Consider the following 19,950-nt stretch of genomic DNA (forward strand, 5'->3'; position numbering starts at 1 on the left):
GCCCCAGCCGGCAGCCCCCGCCTTGACTTCAAGCGCATGAAGTACCGCAGGCTGGGTGCATGACGTCGATGAGCACCGCCGTGGTGGCGGGCACCCTCTCCATCCAAGAGACCTCGCGCCGGACCGGCCTGAGCGAACCGACGCTGCGCTACTACGAGCAGGTCGGGATCATCCCGCCGGTCCCCCGCGACCGGGAGAGCGGCCATCGCCGCTTCCCCGCGGCCGTGCTGACCACCCTGCAGACCCTCGCCTGTCTCCGCGCGGGAGGGATGCGGATCAACGACATGCGGCGCTACGTGGAGCTGATGGGCCGGGGGGATGCGGCGGCGGCCGAGCAGCGCGAGCTCTTCACCGTGCAGGCGGGGCGCCTCGCGGCGGACATCGACCGCATGCAGACGCAGCTGGCCTACCTGCGCGCCAAAGCGGCCCTGTGGGACGCGCGGGTGCGCGACGACACCGAGGCGGAGCGGCGGGCGACGGCGGAGGTCGTCGCCATCGCCGAGCGACTGAATCCCGAGGGTCGCGAACCGGTGGGCCCATCCGACGACAGGAGACGACCATGACGACCGACACCACGCCGACGACTGCCGGCCGCGAAGGTGGACCGGCGCCGCTCGTCCTCGTCACCGGCGGCTCCGGCTACGTGGGCGCCCACACCGTCGCAGCCCTCCTGCGGCAGGGCTATCGTGTCCGCACGACGGTCCGGTCCGCCGATCGCTCCGACGAGGTGGCGTCGCAGCTGGCCGCGGCGGGCGTCGACGCGAGCGGGCTCGAGTTCGCCGTGGCCGACCTCAGCGCGGATGCCGGATGGGGGGACGCGGTGGCAGGAGCGGATCACGTGCTGCACGTCGCGTCGCCCTTCCCTCCCGCCGGGACGGTGGACAACGACGACGAGATCATCGTTCCGGCTCGCGACGGCACGCTGCGCGTCCTGCACGCGGCGCACGACGCGGGCGTGCGACGAGTGGTGATGACCTCGTCCTTCGCCGCCGTGGGCTACGGAGCGGTTCCCCGAGACCTCTACACGGAGGCGGACTGGACCGAGCCCACCGATGACAACACCGCCTACATCCGCTCGAAGGCGATAGCGGAGCGTGCCGCGTGGGACCTGGTGGCGGGATGGGGCGGGTCCACGGAGCTCACCGTCGTCAACCCCGTCGGGATCTTCGGTCCGGCGCTCGGGCCGAAGCTGTCGGTGTCGCTCGGATTCGTGAAGGCCCTGCTCGAGGGGGCGATGCCGGTGGTGCCTCGCCAGATCTTCGGCGTCGTCGACGTGCGGGATGTCGCCGACCTGCACATCCGCGCCATGCTCCATCCGCGAGCCGGAGGCGAGCGCTTCCTCGCGGTCAGCGGCATGTCGAGCTTCTACGGGGTGGGGCAGATCCTTCGACGCCGACTCGGCGACCTCGCCGCGGCGGTGCCCGAGCGCGAGCTCACCGACGACGAAGTGCGCGAGCGCGCCACCTCGGATCCCGCCCTCAGGGAGTCCGTCAGCCAGCTCGGGCGGACGCCGGTCATCAGCAGCGAGAAGGCCCGCCGCGTTCTCGGATGGTCGCCGCGCGACGTCGAGGACACGATCGAGGACTCCGCGCGCAGTCTCATCCGGCTCGGCCTCGTGCAGGGATGACCGGTCGTCGCCGGGTTCGCACTCGGCGCACCCGGGGGTGTTGACACGGAGCTCCGCGCGGTCTAACGTGCAACCAAATGGTTGTACATGACACCTCCCACGGACGCAGTGAGCTGACCGACGATGAGACCGACCGCCTGTTCCACGCACTCGCGGCGGCGACCCGCCGCGACATCCTGCGCCGCACGATCGAGGCGGAGCAGTCCGTCTCGGCGCTCGCCGCGGCGTACGACATGTCCTTCGCCGCCGTCCAGAAGCACGTGGCGGTGCTCGAAGCGGCGCACCTGGTCGTCAAGCGCGCCGAAGGGCGCGAGCGGCTCGTGCGGGCGGATCCGGACATGATCGCCCGGGCCCGCGCGCTGCTGTCCCGCTACGAGGACCTCTGGAGGTCGCGCATCGACCGCCTCGACGCCCTGCTCGCCGACCCCGAACGCTGAACCCACCGGACCGACACAGAGAAGGAACCGCCATGCCCGTCACCGACATCACCACCGACGCCGAGGCGCTCACGATGAGCCTCACGGCCGACTTCGCCGCGCCCGCCGACCGGCTCTGGCGCGCGTTCACCGACCCCCGCCAGCTGGAGCGCTTCTGGGGCCCGCCGGGATGGCCGGCGACCTTCACTGCCTTCGACTTCACCGTCGGGGGACGCGCCGACTACCGGATGACCAGTCCCCGCGGCGAGGCGTCGCGCGGCGGCTGGGAGTTCCTGCGCATCGACGCCCCGTCGTCCTTCGAGGTGCTCGACTCCTTCCTCGGCGAGGACGGCGCGCCCATGGAGGGGTTCCCCTCGATGCGGATGGTCTTCACCTTCGAGCAGACGGATGCCGGCTCGCGCCTGCGCAACGTCACCTACTTCGACTCGCTCGAGGCGCTGGAGCAGACGGTCGCCATGGGCGCCGTCGAAGGATCGCGCATGGCGATGGACCAGCTCGACGCGGTGCTGCAGGACCTGCGCGACTACGCGGAGGGCAAGGGCACACGCACCGAGATCCTCGACGACCAGCACGTCCGCATCACCCGCCTGATCGACGGGCCCCGCGACCTCGTCTGGCGTGCGCACCACGAGCCGGAGCTCCTCAAGAAGTGGCTGCTCGGCCCGGACGGCTGGCAGATGGTCGAGTGCGAGGTCGGCGACACCTACCGCTACGTCTGGCAGCAGGGCGACGACGAGTCCACGCGGTTCGGCTTCGAGGGCGAGACCGTGCTCAGCGAGCCCACCCGCCGCGCGGTGACGACCGAGCAGATGATCGGGATGCCGGGGCCGTCGACGCTCAACGACCTCCAGCTGTACGAAGAGGACGGCGCGACCCTGCTCACCCTCCTCATCGAGTACCCCGACAAGGAGACGCGCGACATGATCCTCGCCACCGGCATGACCGACGGCATGGAGGCCTCGTACGCCCGCCTCGAGGGTGCGCTGGTCTGACGGCCCCGGCCAGGCAGTTGTTGTCCCACTTTCGGCGGGGCTCGTCCCCAATTCGGCTGATTGACCCGGGCCGAATCAGCCGAAAGTGGGACATGCCCCGGCGGTGACCCGGTGGGCCACCGCTGGCAGCGGCTCAGGCGCGGGCGAGCGCGTCTTCGAGCGCGACCCAGGCGAGCATGGCGCACTTCACGCGCGCGGAGAACTTCGAGACGCCGGTGAGGGCGGCGGCGTCGCCGTACACGTCCTCGTCGAGCTCGATCTGGCCGCGCGAGCGCAGCGCCTCGCGGAAGCCCTCGATGAGGGTGGCGGCCTCGGTGCGGGTCTGACCCTCCACGAGCTCCGAGAGCATCGATGCCGACGCCTGCGAGATCGAGCAGCCCGAGCCCTCCCAGGTGACGTCGCGGATGGTCTCGCCGTCGGTGTCGACGCGGGCGCGCAGCGTGATCTCGTCGCCGCACACCGGGTTCTTCTGATGGGAGGTCGCGTGCGCCCCCTCCGCCTCGGCGAGACCGAAGTGCTGCGGGTGCTTGGAGTGATCGAGGATCAGCTCGCGGTACAGGGTGTCGAGCTCGCTCATGACTCCACTCCGAAGTAGGCACGGATGCCGCGGACGGCGTCGACGAGCTCGTCGACCTCGTCGGCGGTGTTGTACAGCGCGACCGAGGCGCGCACCGAGGCGGTGATGCCGTACTGACGGTGCAGCGGGGCGGCGCAGTGGTGCCCGACGCGCACGGCGATGCCGCGGTCATCGAGGAACTGACCGGCGTCGTGGGCGTGGACGCCGTCGACGTCGAAAGCCCACAGGCCGACGCGCTCGGCATCCGCGTCGCCGAGCAGGCGGATGCCGGGGATCTCGATCAGGCCGGCGCGCATCCGCGCCGCCAGCGCCTGCTCGTGCGCGTGGATCCGGTCGAGCCCGACCTCGTCGAGGTAGCGGACGGCCGCGGCGAGCCCGATCGCGGGGCCCACCGGCTGCGTGCCGGCCTCGAAGCGCTGCGGCGGCGGGAGGTACTCGGCGGAATCGAGGGTGACGGTGGTGATCATCGAGCCGCCGGTGAGGAACGGCGGCAGCGCCTCGAGCCGCTCGGCGCGTCCGTACAGGCCGCCGACCCCGTAGGGCCCGAGCATCTTGTGGCCGCTGAAGACGGCGAAGTCGACCCCGAGGGCGGCGAGGTCCAGCGGCAGATGCGGCGCCGACTGGCACGCGTCCATCACGGTGATCGCGCCCACCTCGGCGGCCAGGGCCACGAGCTCGGCCACGGGGTTCACGATGCCGAGCACGTTCGAGACGTGCGTGAAGGCGACGACGCGGGTGCGCGGACCGATGAGGTCGCCGGCGGCATCCAGGTCGAGGGTGCCGTCGGCGCGCGCGGGGACGTGGCGGAGCGTCGCGCCGGTGCGCGCGGCGAGCTCCTGCCACGGGATGAGGTTTGCATGGTGCTCGATCGCCGTCGTGACGATCTCGTCGCCGGGCCGCAGCGCGAGGGAGGCGGAGTCCGCGCCGCCACGACCCGCCGTCGCGTTGCCGATCGCGTAGCCCAGGAGGTTCAGTCCCATCGTGGCGCCGCTGGTCCACACCAGCTGTTCGGCCGGTGCGCCGACGAACCCCGCGACGGTGGCGCGCGCGTCCTCGAACAGGTCGGTCGCCTCGGCCGCGAGGGTGTGCGCACCGCGGTGGACGGCGGCGTTGGCGTGCGTGAGGAAGTCGTACTCGGCCTGCAGCACCTGGCGCGGCTTCTGGCTCGTCGCGGCGGAGTCGAGGTAGACGAGGGGGCGGCCGTTCACGGTCTCGCCGAGGATCGGGAAGTCGGCGCGGATGCGGGCGACGTCGAGCATCGCGGGGGCCTCGGTCACGGGCGTTGTCTCGGTCGCGGAACTCACCCCTCTAGGCTACGCCCCGGCATCCTCCCCGGCTCCGGCGATGATCCTCCGATGCATCCTCGCTGCCGACTGGGTGATGTCCCACTTTCGGTCGCTTCACCCCTGCCCCAGCGACCGAATCTGGGACACGCCCCACCGGAAGTGGGACATCGCGGTCAGGGCTCAGACGGGATCGTCGGTGTGGGCGACCAGGCCGTAGCTGGTGATGCGGCCGGCGCGGTCGTCGCCGGGAAGCGGGCGCGAGCGGCGGCCGTAGACGAGCTCGGACGAGTCGAGCAGCCACGGCACCAGGGTGATCGAGACGCCGTGGACGAGCATGAGCTGCTGGGCGATCCGCTTGGCGCGACGGTTGTGGAGGAGCGACTCCCACCAGTGGCCCACGATGTACTGCGGCAGATAGACCGTCACCATCGTCGACCCGTGCTTCTCGCGGTAGGCCTTGATGAACTGCGCGACCGGCGCGGCGTACTGGCGGTAGGGCGACTCGATGATCACGAGCGGCACGCGCATGCGGTGCACCTCCCAGTCGGCCTGGAGGGCGGCGGTCTCCTCCGCGGTCACCGACACGTGCAGGGCGATCGTCTTCTCGTGGCGCGCGGCGAGGGCGTAGTCGATGGCCTTCGCGACGGGCTTCTGCAGCTTGCCCACGAGGATGAGGGCGACGTCGCCGCTCGCGCCGAAGCTGACGGTATCGTCCATGCTCGTCTCGTGCTCCACGTCGCGGTAGTAGCGGTGCACGCCGACCATGAGCACCGACAGCACCGGGATCGCGAGGAAGACGAGCCAGGCTCCGTGGGTGAACTTCGTGACCGTGACGACGACGAGGACGAAGACCGTGAACGCGGCGCCGACGGAGTTGATGAGCAGTCCGGTGACGATGCCGCGCCGCTCGGCGACGTGCTTGGGGTGGACGAGCCGCAGCTCGCGCCGCCAGTGCTTGACCATGCCGATCTGCCCGAGCGAGAACGAGACGAAGACGCCGATGATGTACAGCTGGATGAGCGTCGTCAGACGGGCCTGGAAGACGATGAGCACCACGATCGCGGCGGCACCGAGGATGAGCATCCCGTTGGAGAAGACCAGGCGGTCGCCGCGCGTGTTCAGCGACTTGGGCGCGTAGCCGTCGCGCGCGAGCACGGCGCCCAGCAGCGGGAAGCCGTTGAAGGCCGTGTTGGCGGCCAGCAGCAGCACGCAGGCGGTCGCGGCCTGGATCACGTAGAAGGGGATCGACCCCGCTCCGAACGTGGCGGAGGCGACCTGCGCCATGAGGGAGGGCTGCGGGGTCCCCGCGCAGTCGAAGCCGATCAGCTGGCACGGGTTCTCGGCGTAGTGGACGCCCGTGATGAGAGCCAGCGCCGTGAGGCCGGCGAACAGGAGCGTCGCGATCGAGCCCATCGTCACGAGGGTCAGCTGGGCGTTGCGGATCTTCGGCTTGCGGAAGGCGGGCACGCCGTTGGAGACCGCCTCGACGCCGGTGAGCGCCGAGCATCCGCTCGAGAAGGCCCGGAGGATCAGCAGGAGCACGGCGGCCTGGCTGAGGTCCTCGGCCTGGACGGCGTACTGCGCGCTCTCGGCCACGGGCGCGTCGCCGAGCAGCCAGCGGATGAGGCCGGTGACGATCATGATGCCGACCGATCCGATGAACACGTAGGTCGGCACGGCGAAGGCCGTCGACGCCTCCCGCACGCCGCGCAGGTTCACGACGATGATGAGGACCACGAAGCCCACCGCGAGCTCGATCCGCCAGGGGTCGAGCTCGGGCACGGCGGAGATGATGTTGTCGACGCCCGAGGCGACCGACACGGCGACGGTCAGGATGTAGTCGACGAGGAGGGCGGATGCCACGACCACGCCGGCCTTCTCGCCGAGGTTCGTGCGCGCCACCTCGTAGTCGCCGCCGCCCGACGGATACGCCTTGATGAGCTGCCGGTAGCTGAGCACGACGACGATCAGCAGCGCGACCACGGCCGCCGCCACCCACGGGGTGAAGGCGAGGAACGCGGTGCCGCCGATGAGGAGGATCATCACGAGCTCCTGCGGCGCGTACGCCACCGACGACAGCGCGTCGGAGGCGAAGATCGGCAAAGCCCTGCGCTTGGGCAGGGCTTGGTCGTCGAGCTGCTCGCTGGTGAGCGGATCCCCCAGCAGGATGCGTTTCGCGATCGGCGTCGTCTCGTCGGACGGATCGCGACTGTCGTCAGTCACGACGCGCGACATTACGCCTGCGCGCCCGCGCGCGCAACGTGGAAGCGCCGGGCAGTCGCAGGCGCCAAGAGAAGGTGGCGCAAATCGCGGCCTCCACACGCGGGAATCACCCGATCGCGCCACCTTCTCGGCGGGGTGGCGAACCTCAGAGCTCGGGCGCGTAGGTGTAGGTGATCCAGAACGACGAGTCGTCGATGGTGACGACGGCGCCGAACGTGCGCTTGCCGTCCGCGTAGAACGTGGCGCGGTCCTTCCCGAAGAGGTACGCGGCGGTGCCGCCGTCGGCGTGCGCCTCGTCGGGGTTCAGCGCATCGAGCTCGTCGGGCGTCATGCCGATCTCGATCCCGAGATCGTTGGTCACGTCGACGGGCACACCCGTCCCGTACGACACGTAGGTCGGCGCGGGCACCTCCGACCGCTGCCGGTCGCTGCCGTCGAGGAACACGTCGAAGAAGCGGAATCCCTCCCACTCGTACACGTCGTAGGCCCAGTTCTCGGCGTCGCCGTTCTGGAAGTCCTCGGTCGGCTCCGTGCCGAACAGCGCCGTGAGCGCGTCGATCGCCGGCTGCGGATCGTCCGCCCACTCGTGGGTGAGGCTCTCGCCGTCTTCGCCGGTGATGGTGAACCCCGTCGCCGTGACGTCGATGCCGGCGTCGCTCGACGAGGACTCGGTGGGGCCCGGCGCGGGGTCCGCCTGCGTCGAATCCGGTGCCTGAGGCGCCGGCGACGAACCCGTGGACGCGGGCGAGTTCGGGCGGAGGAAGTACACCGACAGCGCGATCACGACGGCGACGGCGAGAATGCCGGCGATGATGCCGAGGATGAGCGGCGTGCGGTCGCGCCGCGCGGGGACCTGGGGCGCGCTCATGCGTCCGCCTCTCCGTGGCTCTCCTCCGCGAGGAACTCGCGCGCCGCGACGACGAGCGTCTCGACGCCGCGTTCGATCGTGGGATGCAGGATCGGGGCGAAGTACGGGGAGTGGTTGGTCGGCACGTCGACGTTCACGGTGCCGCCGGCCACGGCGTCCGCGTAGGCCTGCGGGTCGTGGCCTCCCCAGAACCAGAACACCAGCGGGACGCCCGACTCGCGGGCGAACCAGGACACGTCCTCGCTGCCCGTGAACATCCCGGGGTCCACGACCGCGCCCTCGCCGAACGCGCGCTCGAACGCGGAGGTCAGTCGCGCGGTCGCCGCCGGGTCGTTGATGGTCGGCGGCAGGGAGTGGTCGACGGTGATCACGGGGGACTCCTCGGCGCCGGAGGCCGCCGCCTCGGCGCGGACGATCCGCTCGACGCGCGCCATGACGTCGGCGCGGGCGTCGTCGTCGGGGTAGCGCAGGCTCAGCTCCAGGGTCGCGTCGGCCGGGATGATGTTGTTCTTCAGGCCCGCGTGGATCGAGCCGACGGTGACGACCGCCATCTCGCGGGGATCGATCTCGCGGGAGACCACCGTCTGCAGGCGCATGACGGTCGCCGCCGCCATGACCACGGGGTCGATCGTCGCGTGCGGTCGCGATCCATGGCCGCCGCGGCCCAGGAGCTTCACGGTGAGGCCGTCGCTAGCGGCCATCTGGGTGCCCGGCCGCACGCCGATGATGCCCGCCGGGAGCGGGGTCAGGTGCTGGCCGAGCACGATGTCGGGCTTCGGGAAGCGGTCGAGCACGCCGTCGGCGATCATCGCCTGCGACCCGGCGCCGTACTCCTCGGCGGGCTGGAAGACGGCGACGACCGTGCCCGACCACTGGTCCTTCGTGGCGACGAGCCGCTCGAGGGCGCCGAGGAGCGCGGTGACGTGCATGTCGTGCCCGCACGCGTGCATCACGGGCACGTCGTTGCCGGCGGGATCGGTGCCGCGCGCCGTCGAGGCGTACTCGAGTCCGGTGAGCTCGCCGACCGGCAGCCCGTCCATGTCGGCGCGCAGCCAGACGACCGGGCCCTCGCCGGCCCCTCCTGAGCCTGTCGAAGGGTTGACGATCGACGTCGCCACGCCGGTCTTGCCGAGGCCCTCGACGTACTCCAGCCCGAGGGCGGCGAGCTCGCGGGTGATGACCCCCGCGGTGCGCGTCTCCTGGAACGACAGCTCCGGATGCCGGTGAAGGTCGATGTAGAGGGCTTCGAGATCGATCGTCATGCCTTCGAGCCTACGCGCCGTCGCGAGAGCGACTGGGGCGTTTCGTCTCGCTGCGCTCGCTCAACGACCGGTGGGGCGGGTGTCGTGCCCCGGTCGTTGAGCGAGGAGCGCAGCGACGAGACGAAACGCCACCGGGGGGCTGACCGGCGGCTCAGCGCGGCGGGGCGGTCGAGGAGCGGATCACCAGTTCGAACGGCAGAGCCGGATCGGGGGGCGCCACATCCTCGCCGAGGGCGGCCAGCGCGGCGTCGGCGGCGCGCTCGCCCTGCGCGTGCGGGAACTGCTCGACGGTCGTCAGTCCGAAGAAGCCGCTCAGCTCGTGACCGTCGACGCCCACGATCGAGATGTCGCCCGGCACGGCCAGGCCGGCGTCGCGCGCGGCGAACATCGCCCCGAACGCGAGCTCGTCGGAGGCGGCGAACACCGCCGTGGGGGCCCGGCGGTCCACCGGCTCCCCGCCGGCGGTCGTGCGCAGGAGCTCGCCCATGGCGCGGTGGCCGTCCTCGATCGTGAAGTCGGTGGCCACGAAGCGCGCCGGCACCACGCCGGCACCGGCCATCGCCGCCTCGAAGCCGCGCCGGCGCATCGTGGGGATGTCGGGGTCGCCGCCGTCGCGGCTGCGCCCGATGTGCGCGATGTCGCGGTGGCCGAGCTCCAGCAGGTGCGCGGTCGCGAGCCGGGCGACCGCCTCGTCGTCCACCCGGAGCGACGACAGCCGCGGGTTGGGGGTGCCGAGGCCGACCAGCGGCAGCCCGAGCTGCTCGAGCACGCCCAGCTCACCGGCGTCGAACTCCAGCGACAGGGCGATGACGGCATCCACCCGCCCGCGGCGCAGCGACGTCTGGAACAGCTGGCGCCGCTGCGCCGCGTCGTCGGTGACGTTGTAGAGCGTGATGTCGTAGCCGTGAGGGGCCAGGCGCGACGCGATGCCGTCGAGCACGTTGGCGAAGAACCAGCGGTCCACCAGCGGGACCAGCACGCCGATCGACCGCGTGCGGCCGGTCGCCAGGCTCGACGCGGTGGCCGAGACCACGTACCCGAGCTCGGCGGCCGCCGCCCGCACCCGCGCACGCGTCGCGTCGGACAGCCGCCCGCGCCCGCTCAGGGCGCGCGAGACGGTCGCCGTCGAGACCTGTGCGCGACGGGCGACCTCCTCGAGGCTCGACATGTCAGTCGGTCGCCAGCCACACCGCCGTGTCGACGGGGAGCAGGCCGCCCTCGAACGGCTCGCTGGCCACCAGCACGGTCGCCGCCGGCAGTGCCACCGGCTCGGTCCCGACGTTCGCGATCACGGTCACCGCGCCGCCCTCGGCCTGCACGCGGAACGCGAGGACGTCCTCGCCATAGCCGTCGAGCCACTCCAGCGTTCCCGCCCCGAGCCCGGTGGACCGGCGGGTGGCGAGGAGGCTCCGGTACAGCCACAGCGTGGAATCGGCGTCGCCCTCCTGCGCCGAGCGCGCCAGCGGCGCCCAGTCCGCCGGCTGCGGCAGCCACGATGCGCCCGTCGGGCTGAAGCCGTAGGCGGGGGCGTCGGCATCCCACGGGATGGGCACCCGGCAGCCGTCGCGACCGTAGCGCTCGTGGGCCGTGCGGAACCACGTCGGGTCCTGGCGGGCGTCGTCGGGCAGGTCGATGACCTCGGGGAGGCCGAGCTCCTCGCCCTGGTACACGTACGCCGAGCCGGGGAGCGCGAGCATCACCGTCGTCGCGGCGCGCGCTCGGCGCAGGCCGACGTCGGGGATCGGCTGGCCGGGGGAGTCGGGGCCGATGCCGTGGCCCTGCGGGTTCTCCGCGGTCAGCGCGAGCCGCGAGGCGTGCCGGACGACGTCGTGGTTGGAGAGCACCCACGTCGCCGGGGCGCCGACGGCGGGGAAGGCCCGCAGCGACTCCGAGATGACCTCGCGGATGGCCGCGGCGTCCCATGCCGTCATGAGGTACGGGAAGTTGAACGCCTGGTGCATCTCGTCGGGACGCACCCACAGGGCGGTCTTGTCGACGGTCGGCAGCCACGCCTCGGCGCACAGCGCGCGGTCGCCGCCGTACTCGGCCAGCACGCGGTTCCAGTCGCGGTAGATCTCGTGGACGCCCTCCTGGCCCCAGTACGGGACGTCCTCGTCGCCGCCGCCCATGCTGTCGGCGTCGACCGCCGGCAGGTGATCGGGCAGGCCGTCGGACTTCACGAGGCCGTGGGCGACGTCGACCCGGAAGCCGTCGACGCCGCGGTCGAGCCAGAAGCGGAGGATCCGGCGGAACTCCTCCTGGACGACGGGGTTCGACCAGTCGAAGTCGGGCTGGCTGGAGTCGAAGAGGTGCAGGTACCACTGCCCGGGCCGGCCGTCGGCCTCGGTCACGCGAGTCCAGGCCGGACCGCCGAAGACCGACTCCCAGTTGTTGGGGGGAAGCTCGCCGTCCTCGCCGCGGCCGTCGCGGAACATGTAGCGGGCGCGCTCGGCGCTGCCGGGACCGGCGGCCAGCGCCTCCTGGAACCAGACGTGACGGTCGGAGCTGTGGTTGGGCACCAGGTCCACGATCACGCGGATGCCGCGTCCGTGGGCCTCGGCGAGCATCTCGTCGACGTCGGCGAGCGTGCCGAACAGCGGGTCGACGTCGCAGTAGTCGGCGACGTCGTAGCCCGCGTCGTTCTGCGGTGACCGGTAGAACGGGCTCAGCCACACGGCGTCGACGCCGAGCGAGACGAGGTCATCGAGGCGGGCGGTGATGCCCGGGATGTCGCCGATGCCGTCGCCCGAGGCGTCGGCGAAGGACCGGGGGTAGATCTGGTAGATCACCGCGGTGCGCCACCACTCGGAGCCGGGCCGGCGCTCGTCGGAGTTCTCCGCCGCGGAGGGCGCGAAGGCAGAAGTCGTCGTCGAAGTCATGGCATCCATCGTAGAGCAAGCGCTTGCGCACGTCGACCACGGCCACCGCACCTCGACCTCACGGCTCGGACGCGTCCTCAGCCCCGCGGGTGTCGGTGGTCCGCCGTTCACGACTCCGGAAGCCCGACGCCGGACCGCTGCGGAACCAGGGCTGCGGGCCCGATTCCCACCAAACTTCCGGAGTTGCGCGCACCCCGCCTCCGAGCCCCGCGGCGACGGGCGGCTCCGGGCGCCGCCGTGATGCCCGCGTACGCTGGTGCGGTGACTCCCGACCTCGCGCGCGCCGAATCCCTCATCGCCCGGATCCCCGACTTCCCCGAGCCGGGCATCCTGTTCCGCGACATCTCGCCGCTGCTGGCCGACGCGTCCGCCATGCGCACCGTGATCGATGCGCTGGTGGCGCCGTTCGCCGGGGAGTTCGACGTCGTCGCGGGCGTCGAGGCGCGCGGGTTCCTGCTGGCCGGGGCGGCCGCGGTCGCGGCGGGGGTGGGCATGGTCCCGATCCGCAAGGCGGGGAAGCTCCCGCGCCCGGCCGCCGGGGTCACCTACGACCTCGAGTACGGGCGGGCCACCATCGAGATGGCCGCCGACCTTCCCGTCGGGACGCGGGTCCTGCTGGTCGACGACGTGCTCGCCACGGGCGGCACGCTGCGCGCGGGGCAGCGCCTGCTGGACGAGCTCGGCTACCGGCTCGCCGGAACCGCCGTGCTGATGGAGCTCGCCGACCTCGGCGGCCGCGAGGTGTGCGGCCCGGTCCACAGCGTCTTCACCGTCTGACGCCGCCGGTCGGGCCGCCCGCGGTCAGGTCAGGGTGCCGGTCATGCCCATCCGGGCGAGCACCGCGGTCTCCACGATCTGCACGACGTTGTAGAGCACCAGGGTCACCAGCGTGATCACGGCCACCGACGCCCACAGCTCCTCGAAGCGGGCCGAGGCGTTGAACTTCTGGATCATGCCGCCGATCCCCTGACCCGTCGAGAGCCACTCCGCCAGGAGCGCACCGGTCACCGCACCGGGCACCGACACCCGCGCGGCGGCGAACAGCGAGGGGAGCGCCCCGGGCACGTTCACCTTGCGCAGCGCGGTCAGCCGCGACCCGCCGTACACATGGACGAGGTCCAGGCTCTCGGGGTGGGCGCGGCTGAGCCCGAACAGCACGGACGCCAGCGCCGGGAAGAGCACGACGATGCTCCCGATCACGGCCACCGACGCGGCCGAGCCGCGCCCGGTGATGAGGATGATGACCGGCGCGAGGGCCACCAGCGGCACGCTGCGCAGCAGCAGGGCCAGCGGCATGACGCCCGCCTCCACGCCGCGCGAGAGCGAGAACAGGATCGCGAGGGCGATCGCCGCGAGGATGCCGATGACGAAGCCGAGCGCGGCGTCTTGCAGCGTCTGAGCCAGCAGCGGCGCGAGGGCGGCGCGGTTCTCCGCGGCGCTTCCCGGCTCGTCGCCGTCGCTGAAGAGGAACGCCCACACCTCGGCGGGGCCCTTCGCGACGTAGGCGGAGATGCCCGTGAGGCTCACGACGCCCTGCCACAGCAGCAGGATGATCGCGAGGGTCACGACCGCGTTGAGCGCGGCCCGCCCGACCGCGCGCCACATCGCCCGGTTCATCGGCGCGCCCCCGCTCCGCTCGCGCGACCCGACACCCACGGGGTCACGAGCCGGGACAGGAGGCCCACCAGCGCGTAGCCGGCCAGGGCGATGAGGGCGCACAGCAGGAAGACGACCCACACGCGGGCGGAGTCGAGGTTCCCCTGCAGGCGGATGAGGGTGATCCCGACGCCGCGATCGATCGCGCCCATGTACTCGCCGAGCACCGCGCCGAGGAAGGCGCTGGGCACCGCGATCTGGAGGGCGTTGAGGATCGACGGGAGGGCGGCGATCAGCCGGACCTTCCGCAGCTGGGTCAGCCGGGAGCCGCCGTAGACGCGGACGACGTCGAGCGAGGCCCGGTCGGCGGCGGTGAAGCCGAGGACGGCGCCGACGACGGTCGTGAAGAAGACCGCCAGGGCGGCGAGGAAGACGGCGGTCGAGCTGGCGTCGCCGGGCTGCTTCGCTCCCCCGAGGGTCACGATCGCGATGCCGCCCACGGCGACCACCGGGAGGCAGTAGCTCACGACGGCGATCTGCATGACGATCGGCTCCAGCCGGGGCAGCAGCAGCACGGTCGCCGCGAGCAGGAGTGCGATCCCGTTGCCCCAGGCGTACCCGATCGCCGCCTCGCGCACGGTGACGCCGAAGACCGACCAGTACGCGGCGGGACCGTCGGAGACGAGTGTCGTCACGACCACCCACGGCGAGGGCACCGGGGTGTAGTCGGTGCCGGGCGCGGGGGTGAACACGGTGGCGGAGAACACCCACCACACGGCGATGAGCACGGCGGTGCCGATCACGGCGGCGACCCATCCCGGCATCCGGGTGCGGGCACGCACGTCAGGCCTCCGCGGCGGCGCGCCCGTCGGCGCCGAAGAGCAGCTCCGACGCGCGGTCGACCAGGGCGTGGAACTCGGGTGTCCGCTGCATCTCGGGCGTGCGGGGCCGCGGCAGGTCGACCTCGATGATCTCCTTCACGCGGCCCGGCCGCGGCGACATGACGGCCACGCGGTCCGACAGGAAGATCGCCTCGGAGATGCCGTGGGTCACCAGCAGCGTCGTGGCCGGCTTCTCGCTCCAGATCCGCAGCAGCTCGAGGTTGAGGTTCTGGCGGGTCATGTCGTCGAGCGCGCCGAACGGCTCGTCGAGCAGCAGCACCGAGGGCTTCAGGGCCAGCGCCCGCGCGATCGAGACGCGCTGCCGCATGCCGCCCGACAGCTGCGACGGCCGGGACTTCTCGAACCCCTGCAGGCCGACCAGCGCGATGAGCTCGTCGATGTAGGCGTCGTCGACCGGGCGCCCGGCGACCTCGAAGGGCAGGCGGATGTTGCTGCGCACGCTCCGCCACGGCAGGAGCGCGTGGTCCTGGAACGCGATGCCGAGCTCGCCCGAGGCGCGCAGCTCGTGCGGGGTCTTGCCGTCGACGCGCACCTCGCCGCCGGTGGGCGTCTCGAGGTCGGCGAGGATCCGCAGGATCGTGGACTTCCCGCACCCCGAGGGGCCGAGGAGGGCCAGGAACGAGCCCTGGTCGGTGTGCAGGTCGGTGTCCTGCAGGGCCGTGACGGTGCGGCCGCGACCGGTCGCGAACGTCTTGGTCAGACCGTCGATCCGGATGCCGGTGCCCCCCTGCGCGGGGAAGGCACCGGCATCCGTCGTCGTGGAGCTCTGGTTCATGGATTCAGGTGCGGCTGATCAGGGCAGGTAGTTCTTGAGCTCGGCGTCCTCGGCGTAGATCTCGTCGATGATCGTCGTGTCGAAGAGGTCGTCGACCGAGACCTCCCACCCGGCGGCGGCGAGCGAGTCGACCGTCTGCTGCTTGAGCTCGTCGGAGATGGTGAACAGGCCGTTCGCCTCGGTCTCGGGGGTCGAGATGAGGAGCTTCTCGGCCTCGAGGCCCATGCCGGTCTTGACCGGGTCGAGGGCGCCGAACACGGCCTCGAGACCGTCGGCGGACTCCTCGGCGGCCGCGTTGTAGTACTTCTCGATGAGCTCGACCGAGTCGTCGGTGGAGTTCTGGAAGACGTCCGTCCAGCCCTTGATCTCCGCGGTGAGGAACGCCTTCAGCAGATCCTTGTTCTCGGCCAGGTACTGATCGGTCACCGAGAACGTCTCGGCCACGTAGGGCACGCCGTTGTCGGCGTACGACAGGTTCGTGATCTCGTAGCCGGCGAGCTCCACGGTCAGCGCCTCGTTGGTGAGGTAGGCCATGAAGCCGTCGACGTCGCCGTTCATGAGCGGTGTCGGGTCGAAGTCGACGGGGACGACGGTGACGTCGGCCGGGTCGATCCCGTTCGCGTTCAGGAGCGCCTGGAAGACCGACGCGTTGGAGTCCTGCACGCCGATCGTCTTGCCGACGAGGTCCTGCGGGGTGGTGATGTCGGCGCCGTCGGCCAGCGACAGGATCGTGAAGGGGTTCTTCTGGAACGTCGCGCCGATGATCTTCAGCGGGGCGTCCTGCTCGGCGATCGCCGCGCCGATCGAGGCGGCGTCGGAGAGGGCGACCTGCACGGTGCCCGACAGGAGCTTCGCGACACCGGTGTCGGGGCCGGAGATGCCGATGACGTTCGAGAAGCCGGCCTCGTCGTAGTAGCCGTTCTCGTAGGCGTAGAACTCGCCGGCGAACTCCTCGTTCTTGATCCACGAGTACTGGACGCTGATCTCGCCGAAGTCGGCCGCCGCGTCGCCGGAGCCCGACGGGGCCGGGTCGCCGCTTCCCGCGCAGGCGGAGAGTGCGAGAACGGATGCCACGGCAACGGCTGCCGTGGCGAGGACGCGGGCGCGCGGGCGCCGGGTGCTGTGGATCGCCATCGAAGTCCTTCGGAGGTGGTGTCGGGTGCGGTGTCGGTGGAACGGATTGCGGTGCAGGTGGCACCATGATCGCGCCGTCGTGTGTACGGCTACGGCCGCTCGTGTTTCCACCGTGTGACAAGTGCGGCAGCCGGGGGCCTCGGCGGCGGGGGGTCGCGGGTGGGATACTCGTTGTGCCCTTCAGGAAAGGACCGCTGTGGGAACCACCACCTACGAACCGACCGTGCACATCACCTCGAGCACGGGAGCCCAGATCCACGTCGGCGGCGAGATCGACGAGGTCTTCGCATCGACCGAGGAAGGTCTGCGCGCGCGGGTCGTCGAGGCGATCCGTCAGCTGGCGGCGTCGGCGGGCGAGCCCGTGACCGCCACCGTCGTCGACGGGGCCGCACGCTGGCCGATGATCGTGCACCCCGACGGCACCTTCCTGGAGGCGACGTCGCTGTCGTCGGCGGGCGAGGCGGCGCCGATCGGCGAGGGCGACGTCCCGACCCCGGTCGCTGCGGCCGCACCCGTGCCCGCCGACGCTCCCGCGCCCGCGCCGGTCGCCGAGGAGGCGCCCGAGCCGGTGGCGGCGGCTCCTGTCGCGGCGGCACCGGCGGCCGAGGACGCACCCGCTCCTGTGGCGGCGGCACCCGTGGCGGCGGCCCCTGTCGCGGCGGCGCCCGTGGCGGCGGCGGCCCCGGCGGCCCCAGCCCCGGTGGCGTCCGCGCCGTCCGGCGCACTGCGCGGCGACGGTCTCCGCCGCGAGCAGTCCGCACCGCGCACCGCGCCCACGGTCGACGACCTGCTGAGCTCGCGCAGCGACCGCTCCCGCCCGCGCGCCACCGAGGGGTGGCAGGGCTCGATCCGCCGGTTCACCGGCGGTGCGATCTCCCCGCGCCCCGGCCGGGCCGAGCGGTCCCGCCTGGAGCGGGAGCGCAAGGTGCAGCGCCGGCTCGACGCGCCCCGCACGATCGTCATCCTCAATCCCAAGGGCGGCGCGCACAAGACCACGAGCACGCTCCTGCTCGCCGCGACCTTCGGCACCCAGCGCGGCGGCGCGACCCTCGCCTGGGACAACAACGAGACCCGTGGCACGCTCGGCTGGCGCGCGCAGCACGCCCCCCATCACCGGACCGCCGTCGACCTGCTCGCCGACCTCGACCGGTTCACCGAGCCCACCCACGCGAGCCTCGCCGGACTCGACACGTACGTGCGCACCCAGGTCGACGCCCGTTTCGACGTGCTCGCCTCCGACGAGGACGCCGCGGCATCGTCGACGATCGACGCCGCCGCGTTCGACCGGCTCCACGGGGTGCTCTCGCGCTACTACCGTCTGCTCATCGTCGACACCGGAAACAACATGCGGGCGTCGAACTGGGTCGCGGCCGTGGCCGCCGCCGACCAGCTGGTCATCGTCTCGACCGTGCGCGAGGACACCGCGGCCAGTGCCGCGTGGCTGCTCGACGGCCTGCGCGAGAAGGGCTTCGACCACAAGATCGACCAGGCGGTGACGATCCTGGCCGCCCCGTCCGCGCGCCCCGACAAGCGCCTGTCGGAGCGTCTGGAGCGCCACTTCGAGCAGGTGACGTCGGCGGTCGTGCACGTGCCGTTCGATCCCGCGCTCGTCGACGGCGGACCGATCGATTTCGACGCGCTGTCGGCCGAGTCGCGCGACGCGTGGCTGACGGTCGCGGCGACGGTGGCCGACCGGCTCTGAGCCGAGGACGGCTCAGGCGGGGAGCACCACGTTCTCGTACTCCTCGCCGGCGCGCAGGTGCGCGATCTGACGGCGCAGCAGCGCAGCCAGCCGGGGCCGCATCGCGCTGGACGCCCCGCCCACGTGCGGTGCGATCAGCACGCCGGGCAGGGTCCACAGCGGATGGTCCTGCGGCAGGGGCTCGGGGTCGGTCACGTCCAGGGCGGCGCGGATGCGCCCGTCGGCGACGTGCCGCACGAGCGCGTCGGTGTCGATGAGGGGGCCGCGTCCGACGTTGACGACGAGCGCGCCGTCGGGGAGCGCGGCGAGCTCGGCGTCGCCGATGAGGTGACGGGTGGCCTCGCCGCCCGGCAGCGACGCGACGACGATGTCGACGGTCGGCAGCAGCTCCGCGAGCTCGTCGATGCCGTGGACGTGGACGCCGTCCTCCTCGCGCGCCCGGGAGGCGACGGGGACCAGCTCGACCTCGAAGGGCGCGAGGCGGGCGCCGATCGCGGTGCCGACGCCGCCGTAGCCGAGCAGCAGCACCCGCCGGTCGGCGAGGCTGTCGGCGAAGACCGGCGCCCAGGTGCCCGTCTGCCCGTCGATCGCGAAGCGGTGCACGTGTCGCTGCACGGCGAGGGTCAGGGCCACCGCCAGCTCCGCGGTCGACGTCTCGTGGACGGTCGAGGCGTTGGCGAACGGGATGCCCGGGGGCAGCACGTCCTCGACGCCCTCGTAGCCGATCGCCTGCCCCTGGACGAGGCCGATCTCGGCCTCGCCCAGGCGGGCGAGGAGCCCCTGCTGCGTCATGTACGGCGGCACCACGATGTCGAGCCGTTCGCGCGGCGCCGGTGACTGCAGGTCCCACACGATCACCTCGACGTCGTCGGGGACGGAGGCCAGGTCGGCGGCGAGCTCGGCGGTCGGGACAGTCACGGCGAAGGTCATCCTCCACACGCTACCGGCAGCCGCAGCGGCAGGACGCGACGGAGTAGCCTGCTCAGTACCCTGCGACAAGGAGATCGCCGATGATTCCCGAGATCAACTACTGGGCCGTGATCGTGGCCACCGTCGCCGCGATGGTGGTCGGCTCCGTCTGGTACGTCCCCAAGGTGTTCGGGGAGCGCTGGAAGCGGCTCGCCGAGGTGCGCGACCCCGAGACGTCGCTCCAGGCGATCCTCCCCCTCATCGTGTCGATCACCCTGTCGTTCCTGCTCGCGTGGGTGCTCGCCGGATCGGTCGCGATCGCGTGGCACTTCTACGGCGGCGGCTACCTGTCGTCGGCGCTCGTGACGGGACTGACCCTGTGGGCGGGCTTCACCGCCGGCCGCATGATCGTCCACGACGTCTTCGCCGGCCGCCCGTCGCAGCTGACGGTGCTCAACATCGCCCACGAGCTCGTGCTCATCGTGGTGATGTCGCTGATCATCGGCATCTGGCCGCCCGCCGGCACCGTCTAGCCCAGCCCGGCGCCGGGGATTGGTTGTCCCACTTTCGGTGGTGGGTTGTCCCAGTTTCGGTGGTGCATGTCCCAGTTTCCGCTGAATCGGGCGGTGTGAACCAGCCGAATGTGGGACACGCCCGGCGGTGGGTGTGTGCGGTCACCGAAGGTGGCGCATCAGTGCCCTGACCCTGAGGGGATGTCCCAACTTCTGCAGTGGATGTCCCAGATTCGGCTGACTGGACAGGGGTGAACCAACCGAATGTG

19 protein-coding genes are annotated in these 19,950 nt (G+C 71.9%); 7 read left to right on the forward strand and 12 right to left on the reverse strand.

All coding sequences use genetic code 11. The features are described from left to right. Positions 1-59: 59 nt before the first annotated feature. The 4 genes from QQZ13_RS08075 to QQZ13_RS08090 all read left to right on the forward strand — a co-directional run bounded on the left by QQZ13_RS08075 (position 60) and on the right by QQZ13_RS08090 (position 3,056). Positions 60-563, forward strand: a complete 504-nt coding sequence (locus QQZ13_RS08075; RefSeq protein WP_284528508.1) for a MerR family transcriptional regulator — start codon at positions 60-62, stop codon at positions 561-563. Further along, positions 560-1,627, forward strand: coding sequence for an aldehyde reductase (locus QQZ13_RS08080; RefSeq protein WP_284528509.1), 1,068 nt, complete (start codon positions 560-562; stop codon positions 1,625-1,627). The genes QQZ13_RS08075 and QQZ13_RS08080 overlap by 4 nt, the downstream gene beginning before the upstream one ends. A 77-nt stretch (positions 1,628-1,704) precedes the next feature. Beyond that, a complete protein-coding gene (locus QQZ13_RS08085) occupies positions 1,705-2,064 on the forward strand; it encodes a helix-turn-helix transcriptional regulator (protein ID WP_284528510.1) in 360 nt (119 codons plus the stop codon). Positions 2,065-2,096: 32 nt separating this feature from the next. Beyond that, entirely contained in the window at positions 2,097-3,056 is a 960-nt protein-coding gene (locus tag QQZ13_RS08090) for an SRPBCC family protein (RefSeq protein WP_284528511.1), read from the forward strand. 133 nt (positions 3,057-3,189) lie between these two features. Here the strand turns inward: QQZ13_RS08090 and sufU are convergent, their stop codons facing one another. From sufU to QQZ13_RS08125, 7 genes are all read right to left on the reverse strand, one after another. Next, on the reverse strand, positions 3,190-3,633 hold the full coding sequence (gene sufU, locus QQZ13_RS08095) for a Fe-S cluster assembly sulfur transfer protein SufU (protein WP_284528512.1): 444 nt from the start codon (positions 3,631-3,633) through the stop codon (positions 3,190-3,192). After that, on the reverse strand, positions 3,630-4,892 hold the full coding sequence (locus QQZ13_RS08100) for an aminotransferase class V-fold PLP-dependent enzyme (protein ID WP_284528812.1): 1,263 nt from the start codon (positions 4,890-4,892) through the stop codon (positions 3,630-3,632). The genes sufU and QQZ13_RS08100 overlap by 4 nt, the downstream gene beginning before the upstream one ends. Positions 4,893-5,099: 207 nt before the next feature. Beyond that, positions 5,100-7,154 (reverse strand): APC family permease, encoded by a 2,055-nt coding sequence (locus tag QQZ13_RS08105; RefSeq protein ID WP_284528513.1) that lies wholly within the window; start codon positions 7,152-7,154, stop codon positions 5,100-5,102. A gap of 133 nt (positions 7,155-7,287) precedes the next feature. Then, entirely contained in the window at positions 7,288-8,010 is a 723-nt protein-coding gene (locus QQZ13_RS08110; RefSeq protein WP_284528514.1) for a hypothetical protein, read from the reverse strand. Continuing rightward, complete coding sequence (locus QQZ13_RS08115; protein ID WP_284528515.1) at positions 8,007-9,272, reverse strand: amidohydrolase; 1,266 nt, start codon at positions 9,270-9,272, stop codon at positions 8,007-8,009. Before QQZ13_RS08115 ends, QQZ13_RS08110 begins: the two co-directional genes overlap by 4 nt. Positions 9,273-9,423: 151 nt before the next feature. Continuing rightward, complete coding sequence (locus QQZ13_RS08120) at positions 9,424-10,440, reverse strand: LacI family DNA-binding transcriptional regulator (protein WP_284528516.1); 1,017 nt, start codon at positions 10,438-10,440, stop codon at positions 9,424-9,426. A 1-nt stretch (position 10,441) separates the two neighbouring features. After that, complete coding sequence (locus QQZ13_RS08125; RefSeq protein WP_284528517.1) at positions 10,442-12,151, reverse strand: glycoside hydrolase family 13 protein; 1,710 nt, start codon at positions 12,149-12,151, stop codon at positions 10,442-10,444. 240 nt (positions 12,152-12,391) lie between these two features. On the opposite strand from QQZ13_RS08125, the gene QQZ13_RS08130 reads away from it, so the two are divergent. Then, positions 12,392-12,928, forward strand: a complete 537-nt coding sequence (locus tag QQZ13_RS08130; protein ID WP_284528518.1) for an adenine phosphoribosyltransferase — start codon at positions 12,392-12,394, stop codon at positions 12,926-12,928. Between the two features lie 24 nt (positions 12,929-12,952). Here the strand turns inward: QQZ13_RS08130 and QQZ13_RS08135 are convergent, their stop codons facing one another. From QQZ13_RS08135 to QQZ13_RS08150, 4 genes are read right to left on the reverse strand one after another with little or no spacing between them, the layout of a single operon-like run. Then, positions 12,953-13,768 (reverse strand): ABC transporter permease, encoded by an 816-nt coding sequence (locus QQZ13_RS08135; protein ID WP_284528519.1) that lies wholly within the window; start codon positions 13,766-13,768, stop codon positions 12,953-12,955. Continuing rightward, on the reverse strand, positions 13,765-14,589 hold the full coding sequence (locus QQZ13_RS08140) for an ABC transporter permease (RefSeq protein ID WP_284528520.1): 825 nt from the start codon (positions 14,587-14,589) through the stop codon (positions 13,765-13,767). The genes QQZ13_RS08135 and QQZ13_RS08140 overlap by 4 nt, the downstream gene beginning before the upstream one ends. A 1-nt stretch (position 14,590) precedes the next feature. Beyond that, on the reverse strand, positions 14,591-15,424 hold the full coding sequence (locus tag QQZ13_RS08145; protein WP_284528521.1) for an ABC transporter ATP-binding protein: 834 nt from the start codon (positions 15,422-15,424) through the stop codon (positions 14,591-14,593). Positions 15,425-15,442: 18 nt separating this feature from the next. Beyond that, entirely contained in the window at positions 15,443-16,558 is a 1,116-nt protein-coding gene (locus QQZ13_RS08150; protein WP_284528522.1) for an ABC transporter substrate-binding protein, read from the reverse strand. Positions 16,559-16,754: 196 nt separating this feature from the next. On the opposite strand from QQZ13_RS08150, the gene QQZ13_RS08155 reads away from it, so the two are divergent. Further along, positions 16,755-18,260: a chromosome partitioning protein gene (locus QQZ13_RS08155; RefSeq protein WP_284528523.1), complete on the forward strand. Its 1,506-nt coding sequence runs from the start codon at positions 16,755-16,757 to the stop codon at positions 18,258-18,260. 12 nt (positions 18,261-18,272) lie between these two features. Here QQZ13_RS08155 and QQZ13_RS08160 read toward each other — a convergent pair whose 3' ends face one another. Beyond that, positions 18,273-19,190 carry a 2-hydroxyacid dehydrogenase gene (locus QQZ13_RS08160; RefSeq protein WP_284528524.1) on the reverse strand — a complete coding sequence of 306 codons (918 nt, stop codon included), beginning with the start codon at positions 19,188-19,190 and terminating at the stop codon, positions 18,273-18,275. An 80-nt stretch (positions 19,191-19,270) separates the two neighbouring features. Between QQZ13_RS08160 and QQZ13_RS08165 the strand changes: the two genes are divergently transcribed. Further along, positions 19,271-19,702, forward strand: coding sequence for a DUF1761 domain-containing protein (locus tag QQZ13_RS08165; protein WP_284528525.1), 432 nt, complete (start codon positions 19,271-19,273; stop codon positions 19,700-19,702). Positions 19,703-19,950: the final 248 nt, after the last annotated feature.

It is taken from the genome of Microbacterium sp. T2.11-28 (assembly GCF_950097975.1).
Classification (GTDB): Bacteria; Actinomycetota; Actinomycetes; order Actinomycetales; family Microbacteriaceae; genus Microbacterium.